Source organism: Robbsia sp. KACC 23696, assembly GCF_039852015.1.
In the GTDB taxonomy this organism is placed as follows: Bacteria; Pseudomonadota; Gammaproteobacteria; order Burkholderiales; family Burkholderiaceae; genus Robbsia.
Window position 1 is genome coordinate 653504 of the sequence record NZ_CP156628.1, and the last position, 18907, is coordinate 672410.

General features: G+C 62.4%; 11 protein-coding genes and 1 pseudogene. All 12 read right to left on the minus strand.

Annotation, left to right across the window (positions count from 1 at the left end; genetic code table 11):
- Window positions 1-5: 5 nt before the first annotated feature.
- The 12 genes and pseudogenes from ABEG21_RS24160 to ABEG21_RS24215 all read right to left on the minus strand — a co-directional run bounded on the left by ABEG21_RS24160 (window position 6) and on the right by ABEG21_RS24215 (window position 18573).
- Complete coding sequence (locus ABEG21_RS24160) at window positions 6-1529, minus strand: type II and III secretion system protein family protein (protein ID WP_347558144.1); 1524 nt, start codon at window positions 1527-1529, stop codon at window positions 6-8.
- Window positions 1530-1728: 199 nt separating this feature from the next.
- Window positions 1729-2724 carry a Flp pilus assembly protein CpaB gene (gene cpaB, locus ABEG21_RS24165; protein WP_347558145.1) on the minus strand — a complete coding sequence of 332 codons (996 nt, stop codon included), beginning with the start codon at window positions 2722-2724 and terminating at the stop codon, window positions 1729-1731.
- 19 nt (window positions 2725-2743) lie between these two features.
- Window positions 2744-3286 (minus strand): prepilin peptidase, encoded by a 543-nt coding sequence (locus tag ABEG21_RS24170; RefSeq protein ID WP_347558146.1) that lies wholly within the window; start codon window positions 3284-3286, stop codon window positions 2744-2746.
- Window positions 3287-3360: 74 nt separating this feature from the next.
- A complete protein-coding gene (locus tag ABEG21_RS24175; protein ID WP_347558147.1) occupies window positions 3361-3540 on the minus strand; it encodes a Flp family type IVb pilin in 180 nt (59 codons plus the stop codon).
- A 406-nt stretch (window positions 3541-3946) separates the two neighbouring features.
- A complete protein-coding gene (locus ABEG21_RS24180; protein WP_347558148.1) occupies window positions 3947-4861 on the minus strand; it encodes an endo alpha-1,4 polygalactosaminidase in 915 nt (304 codons plus the stop codon).
- A 68-nt stretch (window positions 4862-4929) separates the two neighbouring features.
- Window positions 4930-6303: an exopolysaccharide Pel transporter PelG gene (pelG, locus tag ABEG21_RS24185; RefSeq protein ID WP_347558149.1), complete on the minus strand. Its 1374-nt coding sequence runs from the start codon at window positions 6301-6303 to the stop codon at window positions 4930-4932.
- A gap of 501 nt (window positions 6304-6804) precedes the next feature.
- Window positions 6805-8325, minus strand: a pseudogene (gene pelF, locus ABEG21_RS24190) (GT4 family glycosyltransferase PelF); the annotation flags it as partial.
- Entirely contained in the window at window positions 8322-9455 is a 1134-nt protein-coding gene (locus tag ABEG21_RS24195; RefSeq protein ID WP_347558150.1) for a hypothetical protein, read from the minus strand. The pseudogene pelF and the gene ABEG21_RS24195, both read right to left, overlap by 4 nt.
- Complete coding sequence (locus tag ABEG21_RS24200) at window positions 9448-10923, minus strand: PelD GGDEF domain-containing protein (RefSeq protein ID WP_347558151.1); 1476 nt, start codon at window positions 10921-10923, stop codon at window positions 9448-9450. Before ABEG21_RS24200 ends, ABEG21_RS24195 begins: the two co-directional genes overlap by 8 nt.
- 55 nt (window positions 10924-10978) lie before the next feature.
- Window positions 10979-11530: a penicillin-binding protein activator LpoB gene (locus ABEG21_RS24205; RefSeq protein WP_347558152.1), complete on the minus strand. Its 552-nt coding sequence runs from the start codon at window positions 11528-11530 to the stop codon at window positions 10979-10981.
- A 43-nt stretch (window positions 11531-11573) separates the two neighbouring features.
- Window positions 11574-15836, minus strand: coding sequence for a tetratricopeptide repeat protein (locus ABEG21_RS24210; protein WP_347558153.1), 4263 nt, complete (start codon window positions 15834-15836; stop codon window positions 11574-11576).
- Window positions 15826-18573 (minus strand): sugar ABC transporter, encoded by a 2748-nt coding sequence (locus tag ABEG21_RS24215; RefSeq protein ID WP_347558154.1) that lies wholly within the window; start codon window positions 18571-18573, stop codon window positions 15826-15828. The genes ABEG21_RS24210 and ABEG21_RS24215 overlap by 11 nt, the downstream gene beginning before the upstream one ends.
- Window positions 18574-18907 lie beyond the last annotated feature (334 nt).

An 18907-nucleotide genomic window follows, 5' to 3' on the forward strand; every position in this document is an offset into this window, starting at 1 on the left:
TCACCTCAATACACATAGCCGGCACTACCGCGCAATCGCGGCGCATTGTCATCCGGCGACGCGCCACTCGCCCGACCCATGCTGTACTCGGCATCATTTCGTATGCCTGTCAGGCTATCCAGAGGCGAACGCAACTTGCCCGGATCGGTCGGCTTCACCATATACGGCGTCACCGTGATGACCAGCTCGGACTTGTTATTCGTATATTTCTTCGACTGGAACAATTTGCCCAGGATCGGAATCGCACCGAGGCCCGGCACCTGGGAGACGGTATCGCTCGACATGGCCTGCAACAGGCCCGCGATGGCAAAGCTCTGCCCGCTGGACAGTTCCACCGTCGTATCCGCCCGACGTACCGACAAGCCCGGGATCGTGATGGCATTCGACGTGACGCCGACGGTCGTATCGATCTGGCTGACTTCCGGCCGCACTTTCAAACTGATGCGCCCGTCGTTGAGCACGGTCGGCGTGAAATCCAGCTTGACGCCGTACTGCTTGAACGACACGCCGATCGCACCATTTGTCTCAGAAACCGGCACCGGATATTCGCCACCGGCCAGAAAGCTCGCGGTCTGACCCGACAGCGCGACGAGATTCGGCTCGGCCAATACGCTGATCAGGCCTTCCTGATTCAGCGCGTCCAGCACGCCTTCGATATCGGTACTGCCAACTTTGAATCCGCCGATGAAGGAATACACATTGTTGGCCTGGATCGTCACCGGATAGGCACCGGCTGCTTGACCCGTCACCGTCTGCGAGAAATCGTAGATCGAGCGACCGTTATAGATGCCGCCGATGAACTTTCCGGCGGCCGTGCCGAACGCATTCCAGTTGATACCCAACTGCTGCGTGACATTGCGATCGACTTCGGTGATGCGGACACGCAATTGAATCTGTTGCGACTGCGTCACGGTCATGCGATTGATCACACTGGTCGTCGGGCTGACGAACTGCTTGACGGCCTGCACCACGGCATCGGCATCGGATGCATCCGCGGCGGAGCCGCTCAGCACCAGCGCGCCATCGGCCACGTCCATATGCACGTTCATCGACGGGAAACGGCTGCGGACCAGCTCGCGCACGCTGTCGAGCGCGGGGCCGACCTGCACCGTGCGCTGCAGAATCGTCTTTCCGTCGGCGGCCATCACGTAGAGCGTCGTCGTGCCCCACTTCTTGGCGAGCACGAACAGGTTACGCGGACTCGGTGCTTGAACGTCGGCAATCGCCGGGTCGACGATAAAGACCGACGCAGCCGGTGCCGGCAAGGTCAGCATCGTGCCCTTGCCGACTTCGAGCGGCAGCAGCGGCGACGATGCGACATTGCCGCCCACGCCAGGACTGTTGATCGCGACACGGCCCGGCGCGGCCGTCGCAGGCGCCTTGGCGGACATGCCGTCGCCCTGACCACCGACGATCGACACGCCGGGCGCCGCCGACACCGGCAGCGTCCACACGCACGCCAAACTCGCGCTGGCCAGCGCGAGCAAGCGATGCGGGACCATCTGGTGCGTAATTCGAGACTTGCTCATGTGAAATGACATCCAGACTAACCGACGCCGGACCGGCGTCTCGAAAAGCGGCGTGGCGGCGGAACCGTCACGATCAAGGCTGCCGGACTGGCCGAACCGACAGCGAAGCCGCATGGATATCTTTGCGGCGGTGCTGCGCTTGCGCTCTATCTTATTACGACGCATCGCGCCCTTTATTGTTGGCAACTTCGCCAACACGCTACTGTGCTTGCGGGGCCATCATACCGGGCGGCAAGGGCGGCGCACCCGTGCCGCCCGACGGTGCCGCCCCGGCAGCCGACTCGGCCGCCGTATCGCGTGTCGAACCGCGATAGATCGCGACAGGACGCTGCACTGGCGCCATCCGAGGCGCTCCCGTCGGTGCCGGCGCGGGGGCCTGCAATGCACGCGTCACATCACGGGACCACACAGGCGGCGGCAACGCATCGGTAGATGGCCCGACTTGCGTGATGCCCTGCAATCCGCTAGCACCGACACTGCCGGGGCCGGCGTCTCGCGTCGTCGTCGCGAAACTCCGCAAGGCCAGCGACAAGCTGCCCAGACGACCCGCCACCGATACCACTTCACTCATGTGCGGCGTGACTTCCAACGTCACCGTGCGGGCGGAGCGCTGCTGCGTGTTGCTGCCGTCCGCATTTTTGGGACGTTCCAATTCGGAGCCCGACGCCAGCACGCGCACATGCTGCAACACGGTTTCGCTGACGAAAGAGCGCGCATTGCCTCCGGTGCCGTTGTCCGGCGCCTGCTGCGTCAAGATGAGATCGACATAGTCGCCCGGCTCGATCAAGCCGGCGTTGCCGGAGACGTCATCGACGGCAACGGATACCGCGAGCATACCGGGCTTCAGTGTCGCGGCCAGAAAACCGGGCGCGTTCGGCAGGATTACATCGGTCGCGTGAAGAACGGTCCCTGCGGTCACTGCGTGACGCAGCAGCGCACCCTTCAGGTCCGGTGCGCCGGCAGCGCCGGAGACGATCGCATCGGGGGGAATCTTGTCCGCCGCGACCCCTTTCCATTGCAGATCGTCGTCGCGCAACAACAGACCTTGCGGCAGGTCGGCCGCGCTGACGCGGATCTTGGACTCAGGAGGTGCTTGCTCGGGACCGCGTGTGCTCAGCGAGATGACGGTCTTCGCGATGAACAAGACGAGGACCGATCCCACCAGCAGTAACAACAACTTGATGACGTTCGACATGACAACCTGAGCGTGGGCGTCAGTGGAGCGGAACCTGCTTCGGCGTCAGCAGAGGCAGAAGCGAAGGTAGTATCCACGGCCACAGTATCATGCAGCTAGCCCCGGCGGCTATCGCCACACCGTAAGGCACACCGCGAGCGGCCGAAAACAACGCCAACGCACGAACCACACCGCGTCCCTTACCTGGCTCGAGGCGTCGTGTGGCATAACTCAACACACCCACGACGGTCCCCGTCAGCGAGATCACGGTCAGCATAGGCGCAGCGAGGAGCGGGCCGGACCATAAAAACAAGACGGACAACAACTTCGCGTCACCGCCGCCCAGTATGCGTAACGCGAATAAAACAAGACAGATGGCCAGCGCCACGATGCCCGTAAGCACATGCGTCGCGACGTAATGCCAACCAATGTGGTTCAGCGCGGCAAACGCCGCGAACGTCAGGCCGATGATGAGGGCACCGACATTCGGCAGACGTCGATATCGTACATCGGACACCGCCAGCCACCACAACACGACCAACACGAAAACCCGGAGACCCGATGAAATCACTTGAATTGCCATGACGTAACCCAGGGTGCTCGTGTTGGCATCCTCCTCCAAAAGAGGAAGATGCCGTGTGCGCTATAAATCAGCGATTAGCTACCTTGCGTCGTGGTCGCGTTCGAGAACAGCTTGCTGAACATCGTGCTCACTTGGCTCTTGAACGTCGTACCGACGCCTGCCAGAGCCAAAACGACGATACCTGCCAGCACTGCGTATTCCATTGCGCTGACACCGCGCTCGTCACGAGCAAAAGCCTTGAGAAACTTCGACATCTGGGATTCCCCAATAAATTAAGTAAAAACTGAATAAAGCAGCCTTTCGGTGCCACCAATCAACCAACCGCATTACAGCGCCTACCTCTCCGGCAACTATTACCTACCGGTCGCAGCCATCCTGCATACAGCGCACACTTTCGCTGGACGACTCAACGTACTTTACTCCAACCGTTGAGATCGAGCGCATTATATCCAAGCACTTAGCGAAATAAAGCACTCTTTTCGCAACATAATTCTGTATAGCAAAAAGTACCGATATTCCACTTCGCTCGGCCCGTCGCCAAGCAACAATCTGCTGCACGCCGGGGTGTGACCCACTCGATAACGGCCGACACCCGACGAACTTGAGTATAAATTTGGACGAACGATTTCAATTGCGCTAAGTGCGGGGTTTTTCACGCTTTTATCGAGGCTTTGCGGCCGCGCCCGGGGCGCTGTCGGCGGTTTGATCGTTGCCCAGGCCCACATCGTTCAGGCCGGCATCGGTGACATAAGGAATAAAACCGTGCTCTGTAATTTTTATTACGGTTTCTTTCCGACATTTCACATCGTCAGGCGCGCAATAATCTATCGCGATAATAGGGATTTTATATTGACCCTGGATTATATTCACCTGCCCGAGCAGCCAGTCGCGGTCTGCTTGCGGGACGTCGACATACTCCTTCTTCGACGCGTTCCACCCTTGATATAGCGACTCAAACGCGACCATCTGTACCGACGAATGGACGTCGGGCAGGATTTCGAACCCACGATTGAAGATCAGTTTCGCCTTTGGATATCGCGAGGCGAGCAGGCGCACGACCCGCTCGAGCCCCTGCTTCTGCGCGGCACGTTGCGCGTCCGTCTTCGAGATCAGTTGGAACGAGTCCAGCGTGTCGAGAAAGAAGCCGCGATAGCCCTTCTTCCACAACGGTGCCACCACCTTATCGACGAAGAACGCCGGCCAGCCAGGCGCCGTCTGGTCGATGACATCGGATGCCCAGTCCTTGTTCTCGGAGGGACGCCAGGCCTTCGGAATGGCCTGGTAGTAGCTGCGGTTCGGATGCACTTCGCCCACGCTCACATAGGCATACCAGGCGGTATGCCCATCGCGCTCGGTGCGCGGATCGAATTGCGCGTCCGGATCGAGCACGACGATGTCGAAGCGTTTCAGCGCATCGATGGGCGGGGTCGCGCCGTAGTACAGCGCGACCGACGGTAGGGGCGCGTGGCTCTGTGCCGCGGCGAATTTCGCCGGCAGAAAGATGGCCAGCAACGCCATCGCCAGATTGGCAAGCCGACCGGCACCCAAAGATGCGCCATTCCGATAAAACCCCATGCCCAAGCCCTCTCAAAGCGGACCGCAGCGCGACGCTTGAGCACGGCCTGGCATACCCATCGTCGCCTTCAACGATGCAGCATATAGGTCTCGTACTCCAGCGTGCTGAACTGGCGATCCAAAATCCGTACCGACAACATCACCACGATCAGCAAGGCCGCGGCGAATCCATACCCGAATGCATCGGGACCGATGAGCAGCGTCACGCCCGTCAGCAGTCCATTCAATGCCGCGAACAACGCCGTTAAAAACAAAACGGTACGACGCCGATCCAGATAGAAGAACACATTCAGCAAGCCTAGCAGCAGCACCTGCAGGCTTGCGGAGACCACGTCCACCACCAACAACGGCAGATAGAGCGGCGTGATATTCAATGCATTCAACAACGGCACGCCGATCGCCGCGATCAGCAACATGACCAGCAGTTGCACCTTGATGATTTCATACAAGCCGGCGCGTACGCTCGCCACCATCATGTTACGCATGTCCTGGATATGCGCATACGTGGCACCGTTACGCACCGCATCGTAGAAGCCATCGTAGAACTCGACGAAGTCTGCTTCGATACGTACCAGGAAGGCCGCCATGCCGGGCATCACGCAGACATAGGCGATGAAGATCGGAATGTCGTAAATCACCGATGCCCGCAACGGCCCGATCACCGGACTGCTGGTGGCCGGCCAGTACCAGAACATGAACTTGTCGATCCACACGCCGAGGTTGAACAGAAAGCCGACCCAGGCCAATGTGGGATAAGTGAACTTCCGATCGAACACCTCGAACGAGATGAAACGATGACTGCGGTAGTCCCGATAGATCAGCGCGTTCAAGCCCGCCAGCAGCACGATATGGCCGATCACGAAGCCTGCCAGCAGGCCAACCAGGCCGTATCGGTTTAAGGCCAGGGCCAGGCCCACCACGCAGCTATAGCCGATGAAGAAGACGAGAAGGATCTGACGATACTGCTTGACGCTCGACAGGAAGATCACCGCGATCCAGATATTGCTGACCACGGTGAAACCGATGACCATCAATACCCGGTACGACAGCGGTGTGTCATGGAAGCTGAATATCATCGCGCCCACGCCGACGATCGCGGATAGGATCGCCGCGACCAACACCACCGCGTTATAGTTCGACAGCACGAGATCATGCCGTTTCTCGAACAAGCGATCTGAGATGAAGCGCGTAAACGACAGCTGCAGCGGCCCCGTCAGAATCAGACTGACCGCGATAAGGTAGGTCACCGACACCTGGAATTGCACGATGGCGAATTGCGGGATGACGGTGGCGATACTGAGCAGGCCGATGATCAGAATGCCGAAGATCGACAGAATCAGGGGCCCCGAGCTGATCAAGCCCGCATAGGCATAGGCGCGCGCGGCACCGGCCAATGTTTCCCGGCGCAAAATCTTGCGAAGTTCGAATCCGATACCGGCCATTTAGCGTGCACTCCCCGGCTCGACCGACGTGTCCACTGGACCGCCCGGCATGAAAATCGCCTTCAGGCGCGCGGCAATCCGCGCGACCTCACCCGAATGGTCGCTCGCCTCGCGTGCGCCGCCGGCGCCCCCGAAGCCCATCGGACATTGTCCCGATGTCGTTGCATTCACGGCATTCGCGGCGTTCACGGTATTCTCGGCGTTCGCCCCGCTCCCGGCATCGATCGACGCCGACTTCGGCAAGCGCGTATGACCGGCGGCCACGAAGGCCTGCACGGCAGCGACGCCGGCGCCCAAGTCCGCCAGGGGATCCGCCGTGCCCTCGGACAGGCGCTCAGGGGGCATCGCCGCCTTCGCCATCGTCTTGTCTGCGGCCGCCTTGGCGCCGAACGGCAAGCCAAAGCGGCGGCGCTTTGCCCCACCGCCAGCGCTGTTACCCGAACCGTCGCTGCCACCACGCGAAGCAGTGTCGCCATGCGCAAAGGTCAGCGACGGTGCTCGCGACAGCTTGTCGTACAGCTCCCGATAGCTGCCCACCATTTGGCCCTTCGTGTAATAACGGCGCACCCGCGCCATGCCGGCCTGCTGCGCTTCCAACCAGCGTTTTTCATCGCCGAGCAGCGCGACCGCCGCTTGCGCGAACATCGCCGGATTGGCAATCTGCACGACGTCTCCGGCCGACCCCAATGCGCGATCCTCGTCGTCCGACCCTTCGATCAGTTGCCGACACGAGCCGACGTCGGTCGTGATGGCCGGTACGCCCGCCGCGAACCCTTCGAGCAACACCAAGGGCAGCGCTTCGCTGATCGACGTCAGCGCGATCAAATCGATCTGCGGCATCATGTCGTCGATGCGCTGAAACCCCATGAACTTCAAGCGCGACTTCAATCCGAGGCTTTCCACCAAGGCCCGACATTCTTTCGCGTACTCCGGATCCTCTTCCTCCGGCCCGATGATCCACCCTTCGACATCGGGCATCGATTGGGAGGCGATGAAGATGCCGCGAATGAAGGTCTTGATATCCTTGATCGGCACGACTCGACCAATCAGCCCGACGACGTGTCGTTTGCCGTTCTGCCGCCTCTCCACGAGCGGCGCCAAACGCTCGACGTCGATGCCGTTCGGGATACTGCGCGTGCGCTCGGAACGGGCACCGTCCGCGACCTGCCGCAGCCGATTCATCTCATAAAGCGCGACGATATCGGACGAGGCATCGTAGGCCAGGCGCCCGATCGCTTCGAAGAAGCGCACCCATAGTTCGCGGAAATAGCTGACGCGCGAAATATCGCGCTCGAACAGCCCGCGATTGTCGCGAATCCACTGGCTCTGCAGCAGATCGATCTTCCGCTCTTTCGTGTAGATGCCGTGTTCCGAGATCAACAGCGGACGCCCGGTCCGGTAATGCAGCAAGGCGCCGAGGAAACCGGCATAGCCGGTCGACACCGTGTGATAGACCTTGGCCTTCGGGACCGTCCGCGCGACATCGGCCAGCAGCCAAAGCGGCCGATGCATCGTGCGCACGGTCCAGAAGTAATCGGTGAAGGACGGATCCGTGCAGAAACGCTCGTATCGATCGACGATCGACTCCCACGCCCTGCGGCTGGTGAGAAATTGCGCCTCGCTCAAACCGCCATTCGCGTCGAGCATCGGGATCAGTTCCGCGATCAGGCTACCGATCGTCTGACTGCCGCGCGGATCGCGCATCGCGTCATGCAAGGCCGATGCACGTCCGAACGCATCCGCGTCCCCGTCCACCGCCAAAGGACGGGCCGCATCGGCCGCCACCGGTGCGTACAGAAAGTGCGTCTCGATATGGACGACGTTTTCCGGTAACTCATACGCCGGCGCGCCGTAGTCGGAGCGCTGACTGCCAATGAAGACGATCGCGAAACGGATGTCCGGAAACGATCGGATCATCTCGTTGACCCAACTGGACACGCCGCCGCGGACATAGGGAAACGTGCCTTCCAGCAACAGACAGACGTCCGAATCCGCGGACCGGCGTTCAGGGAGTGGTTTCATGTGGACCAGTACTCCACCACGGGTTTGAAGACAGGCAGCGCGGCATGCGAACGCAACGGCTCGAGCAATGTGTGCACGGCATCGTAATCGCCATTGAGAAACGCCGCCTCGGCCATCCATGGCGCCAATCGATCGGCGGGGAAGCCCAATTTGCGGGCCTGCTCGAACGACTCACGCGCCAGTGTCGGATTGCTATTGACCAGCGCCAAACGTCCTCGCCGCAACCACAAGGCGGCATCGCCACCCCGGATGGCAAGCGCCTCCTGCGCGTGCTGGTCCGCTTGCTGCAACGCATGCGTCTGCACGGCGCCCTGCACGATATTTTGATACGCAAGCTCGAAGTAAAGCTCCGCCAGCAGCCGATGCAAGGCCTGCAACTGCGAATCGTTTGCCGCGTAGGCAATCTGCTTTCGAGCGGCGAAGATCTTCTGCATGATCTCGTTTTCCGCTTGGTCCATCCGGCCATACGCGATCAGGCGCACGTCCTCCAAGGGGTCGGTCAGCAGCTCGCGCAACAAGGGGCTGGTGGTGCGCGTCGGCATCTGCTGGATGGCGACCAACGCAGACAACCGATCGGGCGCCGGTACCGCGACGTTCGAGACGCGCGCCTGGAGCCGCGCGCCGCTGCCGTGCGTGACCTGCGACACGAGATTCGACACGAATGTCGGACGCGGCACGATGACGATCTGCGGACTCCGTACGGTGCCGGGGAACCATCTCGCCCAACCGCAGGCGAACAGGATGATGAAGCCACCGAGCAAGGGCACCAACGTGCACGCGAGCCATAACAGCAGCAAGGTCGCCTTACGCGGAAAACGGTATTCGTACGGCAGGCATTCGCGAAACATCACCGCTTCCGCAAAACCGGCCACGCACTGCCAGGCAAGGTAAATGAGAAAAGGCCCGGCGCCCGTCGCATCGGCGCCGCCCTGCTTCAATGCGAGCACGGCGCCGGTCTGCGCGATCACCGTGACGACGAAGGCGACCAGCGCGATCAACAGACGTCGCAGACGATGCACGTTCGCCCCGTCCGGCACGTCATTGCCCGTCCGTTCGCCCGTACCGACAGCTGCCGCGTCCGACGACGCAGCCGCTGCAGCACTGTTTTCAGAAGTCGTGGGATCAGTCATCGACGCCGCTGAGAGTCAGGATACGTTGCAATACCAGCGCGGGGTCCAGATCGCCCAGCAACTGCGTGTGCACGGCGACGCGCGCCGTTTCCAGATCGGTCGCGAACTGCGCGCGCAGACTCGATTCGATCCGCGCGAGATAACCATTGATGCCGCCGATATCGGTGACCGGCATCAAATTGACGACGATCGAATGTTCGGCGGTCTGGATTTCCCAGAATACGTCGAGCGCACGACGGCGTCGCGACACGTGTTCGAACAGCGAATCGCTGGATTCGGAGCGCGGGAAGGTCAGCGATACCAGCGACGAATGCACGCCGGTGCGCCCCGCCATCCGTCCGAGACGGCTGAGTTCGAGCGCGAACTCGACAGGGCAATCCGGCACGATATCGATCACGTGCCGCACCAGCTCCGCGTATTCGAGGCCGTCGCCGAAATAGCCTAACAAGACCTGAATCAACTGCAGGTTGTCGAGGGTCAGCGACAGGAAGGGCATGCGGCGAATCACCAGCATGCCGCGCGTCGAGCCGTCGGCCGCGAGCAGCGGCGCGCACACCAGATAAAGGCTGTCCGGCAGCTCACCCTCTTCCATCTTCAAATGGGCGAGCGCGCCGTTTTCCAGCGCGTGCGTGATCAGCGCATCGTTGGGCGCCAGATCGAAAGGCTCGCCGAAGATCGCCATCGCCTGCACGCCGATACGCCCATTTCTGACCGGATAGAAAGCCGCTTGCTCGAGACGGCAGATCGGCGCGATGTAGCGCAGCAGATGCTCCGCGGCCAAGGCGCTTTCGCCCGGATCCTTCAAGCCGCCCTGCACCGACATGCGCCGCAGTTCGACGATCGAGTCGCGCAAGGTCGTCGGTTGCGACAACAAATCCTTTTCGAGACGATCGTGCGACAAGCGCAGCAAGTAATGATTGTTCGTCAGCGCGACCAATCGATCTGCCAGGTAATCGTTTTTTGCACTGGCCTGAATCGCCCGCGCGCCCCACGTGTCGCCGAAATGGCCGACGACGATGATCTCGATAAATCCGCCGGCGAAAAATGCCACCGGAAAGGCGCCGCTGCGCACGCCGTTATGGCCGATAAAGACCCACTCCGCCAGCATGATGCCACCGCCCAACAGGCCGATCAGCGTCCCGTACCGCAGCGCAAGCACCAGCGGCGCGAGCCATATCCACGGAAACGGGCTGGTCAACGCCAGCGGATCGGCCGGACGCAGGACACCAAGGATCGCCAGGACGATCACCATGAAAATCGCGCTTTCCACGAGCGCGAACGGACGCGCGGCGGCCGGCGCGATAATGCGTCGGATCCGACCTACGTTGCCGTACGCCGCGGTCTTGCGCTGTGCGCTACCTTCGAAGGCGCCCGCAGCCGTGCCGACACCGGACGCAGCGCCGACCGTGGCATCTGCGACGTGGTCGTCACCCTTCCTGGACACCCGAGGCGGCTTGGAAATTGCCATGATGTGCCGTCTACTCCTTTGAATCCTGTCGTATCACCGGTCGCGTGCTCGCCGATCAGCGATGACGCGTCAACGGCGCCAGCGTATTGAAAATCAAACGCGTTGCCACGGTCGACAGGCTCGAACGGCTGAAACCGCTCTTCGTTCCGGTCGCGCTCCACACCACCTTGCCCGAATCGACATCGGTCAGTTCGAACGTGACGCCTACCACCGGTTCGCCATCGACGCCGGTCTTGTAACGCCACTCTTCCACCGCGCCGCTCAACACATAACGGGCCTTCTGCGAACGGGCCCAGGTCATCGTGCGCTCGACATCGGCGCGCGAGCTCGAGCTGAACAGCGCGCTGGCACTGCCATTCGCGGTGGCGAGCGGCGGCAGGCGCACATCGACGCCGGAGGCGCGCAGCGCATTGGCGGCGATGGATTCGGCGCTACGCCCGGCATCCGGCGTTTCCGTGAAATTCGCCATCGATGCCAGGACGACCTGGTCCGTGCTCGTGATTGCCGGCGTGCCGCTCTGCCGCACGGTACCGCACGCGGCGAGCACGAGGGCCAGCGCGGCCACCGTTGCGGCCTTCGCGCCGCGCTGCATCAGTTTCTTCATCATGATCTCGCCTTCCTCGCTTATCGTCACTTACGTCGCTCTTGAATCAATAAAAATAGATGTAGTTGACGCCCATCAGTGTCACTGCCGTACCCACGCCCGAAACTTGCTGACGCGATACATAGAACACCAGTCGGTCGCCACCAAGCACCGATCCGCCGATGCCGGCACTGGCCTGCGGACCCCAGCCCTGATTCGAATCGTGGACGATGCCGACATCGACATACGGCCGCCATGCGCGCGAATACGTGTTCTGCGAATCGGTGCCGAAACCGATGAAGGCACCGTATTGCGTATAGCTCTGCGGCATCACCGTCGCCGCTGTCGGCGTTCCCGCATCGGCTGGAATCAATCGGCTCAGCAGGCCGTCGGGCGTGCCGCTCGCGTGATAATCGCCGCGTACGCCGATCACCCGCACCGTATAGTCAGGATAGGTGGTACGCACGCGATATCCCAGCTCCGCCGAGACATTCGTCCCGCTGCCGACGTTGTTGCGGGCCTGACTGTAATAGCGCGCCGCTTCGAACGTCGCCGACGCGTAGATCCGGTTCGTCGCATTCCAGCGGGCGCTGACGGAGACGTTGTCCTTCACGCCCCCCACCGCCAGCAGCTGCGATTCGTTCGCCGCCTGGTCGCGCCCGATCCGAACCTCTCCGGACACGGCGCCGCCGCGATTGAGCTCGCCCGACAGCGACATCGGATAGACGGTCTCGACGCCCTTCCGACGCCCCACCGTGGCCTGAATCGCCGTCGTCTGCGTCTGCCGCCGGAGATAGACGTCCACGGTACTGTCGAGCCCGGGGACATTCGTCAACTGCGTACTATCGGCGGAACGTTGGAACTTCTGCACGCTGTCGACGCCGACCATATAGTGGTCGCCGATCTTGACGCTGCCGGCCGCGCTTTGCGCGATCGTGCTCAACGGATGCTGCGTCGTAATCTCGACACCGGTGCTCACCGATTGGGGCCAGCTCATCGCCGTATCGAGCAGACGGTTGTGCAGCACATCCGAGGCGGTCGCGCCGTCGAGGCCGCGATAGGCCAGCCCCTCCGCTTGCTGCGGTCGATCGAGCGCGATGGACGCATCGATCGCCCCCGTCACAGACAGGCTGCCCTTACCGTGATCGAGCAGTTGTTCGATGCGCGGCTTATCGTCATCGGCCAGCGCGATCACCATCGCCTGCTCGCGCGGCACCATCAAGGCGCCCGCGTATTGGCGCGCCAGCCAGCGCCGGGCAATACCATTGCCTTCGTGCGACAAGGCCCATGCCAATGCCACGTCCTTCGCGACCGAGGACGTCAACTTATCGCTTGGCGTACCGTCGGCGCCCCGCGCGCCATTCGCGCCAACCTGGGCATCGCTGGTCCCGCGCAAGGCCTCGCGCAACGGCGCCAGACCCGGCGGATCGCCGATCATCGACGCGCGCGCCTGACCGGTGTCGCGCCGGCCCGCATCGCTGTCAAGTACATCGCGCAGCAAAGCGCGCGACGCGTCGGCGCTCTCGAAGATCGTGGCCAGCGAGGCACGTTGCCCCGCGATTTGTTCACGTGCCTCGGCTTCCGCGGCGATGCGCCCCGATGTCTGCCGCGCGTTGGGGTCGGCCGTCCGGACTACGCCGAGCGGACCGGTACCGTCGCCGCCGTTCTCCACCGCCGCCTGCATGCCGCGCCACACGGTGCGGCGCAGCGTCCAGGCCTGTTCGTCATGCCCGGCCTGATCGAGCGCTTCCGCATAGGCCATCAGCCACAAGGGATCGCGCGACAGCGACGCCGCCTGCAATCGCAGATAGCGCAGCGCGGCATCGGGACGGTTCAGACGTAATTGGGCCGCGGCAAACGGCCCCCACAACGCCGGTGCGGCCTGTACGCCATCCGGCCAGGTGGCAAGCGCGCGACGGATGTCGTCATTGGTGCCGTAGTCGACAAGCGACCACAGCCAGGACACCTGCACGTCCTGCGTTGCGCCAGGCAGTTTGATGGCGCGACTCAGATCGGCAAGCGCCTTGTCCGGTGCATTGATCGCGCGATAGTAATCGGAGCGCACGCGCAGGAATTGCGGGTCCTGCTCCTGCAACGCGAGATCGGCGGGCGGGATGCTGTCGAGCAAGGCCTTCGCCGAATCCAGCGCGCGCGCGTCCGTGTAATAGTGCAAGGCTGCCTGCAACGCCGTAGTCGAATGATTCAGCCGATATTGCGCCTCGGCGGTCCGTGCCGCATCGATCGGGAATGGATCGTAGAAGAAGGTCATCGCGGCAAGGTCGTCCGGAACGACCTTGCCGGTGGCCAGCAGGTTCCGATACGCATCGTTCGCGATATCGTCCTTCTGCTGCAGCCGCGCCAACTCCGCTACCGCGCGCCAGTAGATGGCCGCATTGTCGCTCTTGTCCGTCACGCTCACGCGCGCATCGGTCAGCGTCTTCAGTGCCGCGGCATAGTCGCCGTGCCGATACTGCAGATTGCCCATGCGCAAGGCATGCTCCACATTACCCGGCTCCTTGCGGATAAGGTCGCGGTACGTGGCCATTGCGTCGTCGTCTCGCCCGGCACGCGTCTGCAACGTGGCCATCCGCGACTCGGCCGCCAGCGACGTCGCCCCGCGCGTGGCATTCACCCGCGACTTCAGGTAGGCGATACCGTCGTCGGGGCGCCCCAAGCGCTCATAGGTCGAGGTCACCGCGTCGAGCAACTTCGTATCGTCGGGACGCGAATTCGATGCGCGCGTCACCGCTGCCAGATAGGCCTTGTCGTCGTTCAACATCGGCGCGAGTCGCAAGACGTTCTGCCAGCCCTCCGTATCCTGCGTGCGTTCGGCATACGCCGTCCACATCTGCAAGGCCACGCTCGCCGCGCCGTTCCACTCGGACACTTGGGCCAGGCGTCGCGTCCATACCGGATCGTTCGGCGACTTGGCCAACTGCTCGCTGGCCATCCGTTGCGCACTGGCGAGATCCCCCGCCTCCAGGAAGGACTGATACAGCAAGGACGGCACATCGCCCTCGTGCGCGGCACCGGCTTGGGCGGCATCGGCCGCCGCGGTCGGCTTGGTCGCGCCCGTCTGAGCGGGCGTCGCGCCCGGCACCGCCGACGCCGCCTGCGGCTTCACCGGCCCATCGCTCGACGTATCCTTCGCCGCACGAATGCGATTCGGATTGCGCGGATCGATCACGAATTGCACCCGGACGATGCCGCCTCCGAAACGATCCGCGCCCGGCGCCTGCTCGAATTCGCCTTGCGTCGCGTCGCCCTGCGGACTTACGCCGCGCGCGCCGCGATAGGCGGCGCGTCGCGGACCGCCCGCCGCGGTGGCGCGCTTGCTTTCGTCGATGGCCGCCAGATGCTGGATCGGCTTATCGAGCCCGAGCGCTTCATACCAGGCATCCGGCATGACGATCAGACGACGCCCCGCATCGTCCGATCGAACCTCGGGCATCGCCGCCAACACGGTTGCATCGGGGGCCGGCTCTGCCAGCGCATAACCTGCCAGCGCCTTCGCATAGCGATCGACGCGATCGGTCGCGCGCGCCGCCCGTGCCAGGTTCAGCAAGACGATCAGCACTTGACGGTCGTGCGTGAACGCGCCGCCATACCGGTCGGCAGCGGTCAATGCCGCATCGAGCATATTGCCCGATTGCAGCACGCGAATGCCGGCAATGAAACAACGACGCTGCTCGTTGATATCGTTCGACATCTGCTGTGCGCGGAACCAGCCGTCGGCCGCGGTACGATAGTCGGCGTCATACATCGCATAGCGTACGACCTCGGCGTTCCACCGCTTCGCATTCGCCGGATCCTGCTTCTCGAGCCGCGCGTAGAGCTGCTTTGCCACTTGCTGTGCATTCGTCGATGCCGCCGTGGCCGCGAGACGCTGGGTATCGGCGATCGACCACTGCAGACGCGCGGCATCCACCAACTCCGAACGCACCACCTCCAGCTGCGCGGCACGCGCGGGGTCGCCATCGGGCAAGGCATTCACCGTCCGAACATCGACGTCGAGTTTCAGCAGCATCGCCGCGCGCTGAATCTCGTCGCCCGGCATCGCCGCCATGCGGTTCGCGATCTTGCGCGCCTCGACATCGCGCCCCACCTTGTAATACTGGTTGCCCAGGAAGGTCAGCAGATCGATGTCGGTCGGCTTCGAACGCAGAAGCGCCTCCAGGTAGGCGATACTCAGCGCCGACGGGGCATTCATCGTCGCCAGACGCCCCTGGATGCCGCCGCGCGGATGCGCGACGTACAGGAGGCCGACCACCGAGACCGACATGACGCCGACGAGCCAGGTGGGCGCGATGCGCAAGCGTTTAGTGGCCACAGTGCAACTCTATCGCGTCGTACTGCATCTTCTCCGGCATCTGCGCCGGCAGATCGATTTGCAAAGCGCTGCCCGGCGTGCCATCGACGCCGACCTCGCGGTGCATGTCGCGCCGCTGCCCGTTGACGGTCACCGAACACTGCCCGGCGTTTTCGAATCGCACGTAGGGCGCGTAGTGACCAGCAAAGGCAAATTGCAAGCCATTCGGACGCACCACCGCATCCTTGACGAAACCGCGCGCGAATGAAATATAGGGCTGCGTTGGTCTCGCCGCGGCGCTCGCGTCGAACGCGACACGCGCATCGCCGTCTTCGATATGCACGTAGATGCCATCCGGACCCGGTGCATAGCCGGTGACGTTATACGCGTTGCGCAAATCGGGCGCGCCACCCGGCTGCCAGTGCACTTCGCGAATCGCGCCGTTACCGCGGAAATGCCACCCCGCCAAGCCGCTACCCGCATCAGCCTGCACGTCACGCGCCACCGAGAAGGTGCGCCAATCAAGCACCTTCTGAATATATTCGGTGACGTAGACCGGCAACACCGGCTGTTTCAACACGGTGTCGAAGATCTGCTCCAGAGCGTGCAAGGATGCCTCCTTCGTGCCGGTGTACATATGGTAGTAGATGTCGATCGGCTTGAAGCGCAGCGGTGCGTCGGTAATCGCGAAGGTTTCCAGCACGCGGGAGAATCCATAGAACGGGCCCTGCCAATCGTTCGTATAGACGTTCTCGTCCTGGTTCGGCGCATAGACCTGATAGGCACCCGGCCCCTTGTCGACGCCTACCGGCGAGATATTCGTCCAGCTGTTCGCCGATTTGGTGATAACGGTATCGCCGCCATTGAAGTTGTAGACACCGGCCTCATAGGCCTTGCGGATGGCAAGTGCCGGCGGATGACAATCGCCGGACCATTGCAGGACCTCTACCTTCTTCCCGGGCGGCGCCAGACGCGTGTTGATGTAGTCGATGGAGCCGCTGATTTCCCGATCCAGATCGAATTTATAGCCAGGGATGTTCAGCGAGAAAGCCGCATCGCTACCGCCGGCATCGGTCTTCGCACCGGTTTCCGCGTCGACCTCGTCCCACTGGAAAGGATGCGAATACGTATGGCTACCGATTTGCACATTCGGCAACGCGAACATTGCCTTTGCAATTTGCTCGAGACGCGGCGAGATCTTCGGATACAGCCCCGTGGGCCCGACTTCCCCTTCGATCACCGACAGCAGCATCGGCACTTTGTAGCGCGAGAAAATGCGATCGTACAACGCTTGGCCCGAGTAGTCCGGCCCCGGGAACTCCGCGCGCGATGCGAACCCGTCGCCATCGACGTGCGTCATGAACAGCCGCAGACCGTTCTCCGTCGTCAGACTCGGCGAGGGCAACGGTGCGAGCCGCAAGGCACGGGTCAAGAAGCTGATCGGGTTGATCGCCCAGCGCTGCAACTCGATGCCATTGAGCGAGACGACCTTGTACGGCGCGAGCGCATAGCCGCCCCATGGCATAAGGCCGATTTCGTCGACCTGCTGACCGTTCGCGTTGAAGCGCAGCAGCGTCTGCCCTTGGGGATCGATGATGCGCACGCCCTGAATATCGCGCGGATCGACATTCGGTTTGATCTCGAAGCCCGCCAACGGATCGCTTTGCACAATGTTGACCGGACCGCTGAACGGCCCTTGCACCGAGCGCAGACCGAGTGCCTGGCCGGCCCCATCGTTCAGATCGAAGCCGAAGCGCCCCAAGAAAGCGATCGGTACATGCGCGTCGATCCGGCTGCCGATCCATTCGCGCCAGGCCTGTACGTTCGGCACGTTTTCATCATCGATCCAGACGACGATCCCGGCGTAGCGATCCGGATTGATATCCTGCGGGAACGGCTTATCGAGATCGGCGTATTCGACGGTGTATCCCAAATAGTTCAGCGGTCCGGCGATGTTGTGCACGCGCACGGCGAGATCCAGCGCCTCGTGCGTGTTTCGGTCCTGAACCACCAATACTCTGCGCGGCATCACTTCGATCTTGCCGATACCGACGACGTCGACGCTGCGGTCCGTCACATAGGGCAGTCCGCCTGCCGCCACCACCTGCCTGGCCGCACGACGCGCGCAGTCGCGATCGACGGCGTCGCAATATTCGATATCGATCACCGGCACGCCGGTCTGAGCCGTGAATGCATGCGCGGCGGCCAGACGTTGGGTGCGTACCGTATCGGCGACCGGCGTCAATGCGCCGTCCGCGCCAGCCTGCAGCAACAGGGATGGCCCCACGACGGCATACAGCGATCCGGCAAACGCAGCGGACTGCGCCACCGCATCGTCGCCGCTGACCATCAACTTGGCATCCGGATATTGCGCGTGGATGCGCGTCACGGTGTCGGCACCGACGCCGCTGTCGACCATGAAGCCGCGGAATCCGCGTTGCCATAAGGATTGAATCGATTGCAGGACGTTCTGGTTCGCCGCCGTACCCGCGACGTGCGCGATCCACGTAGTGTGGCGCAACGGATGCGCCAGTGGGTCGAATGTCGTACGGGAATCGAGGACCACTGCATCGAACGATTGCAACTCGCCCACGGGGGGATTCGCGCCATAGAAAAATGCGACGTTCGGCGTCATGGCGGCGTTGCGCTGCGCCCCAACCGACACACTATTCGATGCACCGTTTGGATTGAACGTTTGATTGGCGGAAGGTGCGGCCAGCGCACACGCCAACGGCAAGGTCAGCGTCAAGGTCAGCATGATGCCTCTTGCCCAGGCCATGGATCGCCGGACATGCGGCTGCCGATAAGGACCGATCGACTGCCTGCCGGAGCAGGCATGAAACACTTGATTCTCTGCCACGTGTAGAGCCCGATGCGTGGTTCGTCAAGGTAAGCAAGGCGGCGTGCGCACAAGGGGTCAGCTTGTCCGAGAGCCTGGTCCGTGGCTCTTGCGTTGCATGCAACGCGTCCGAACGACCACCGGTCAGTATCGAAGCGCCGCCCCAGCATTACCGATTATTGCAGACGCATTGATTATGCGTCGTCCGCGCGGAATAGGCAGCATCCGACTGCTGAATTGTCGTCGTTTTGAG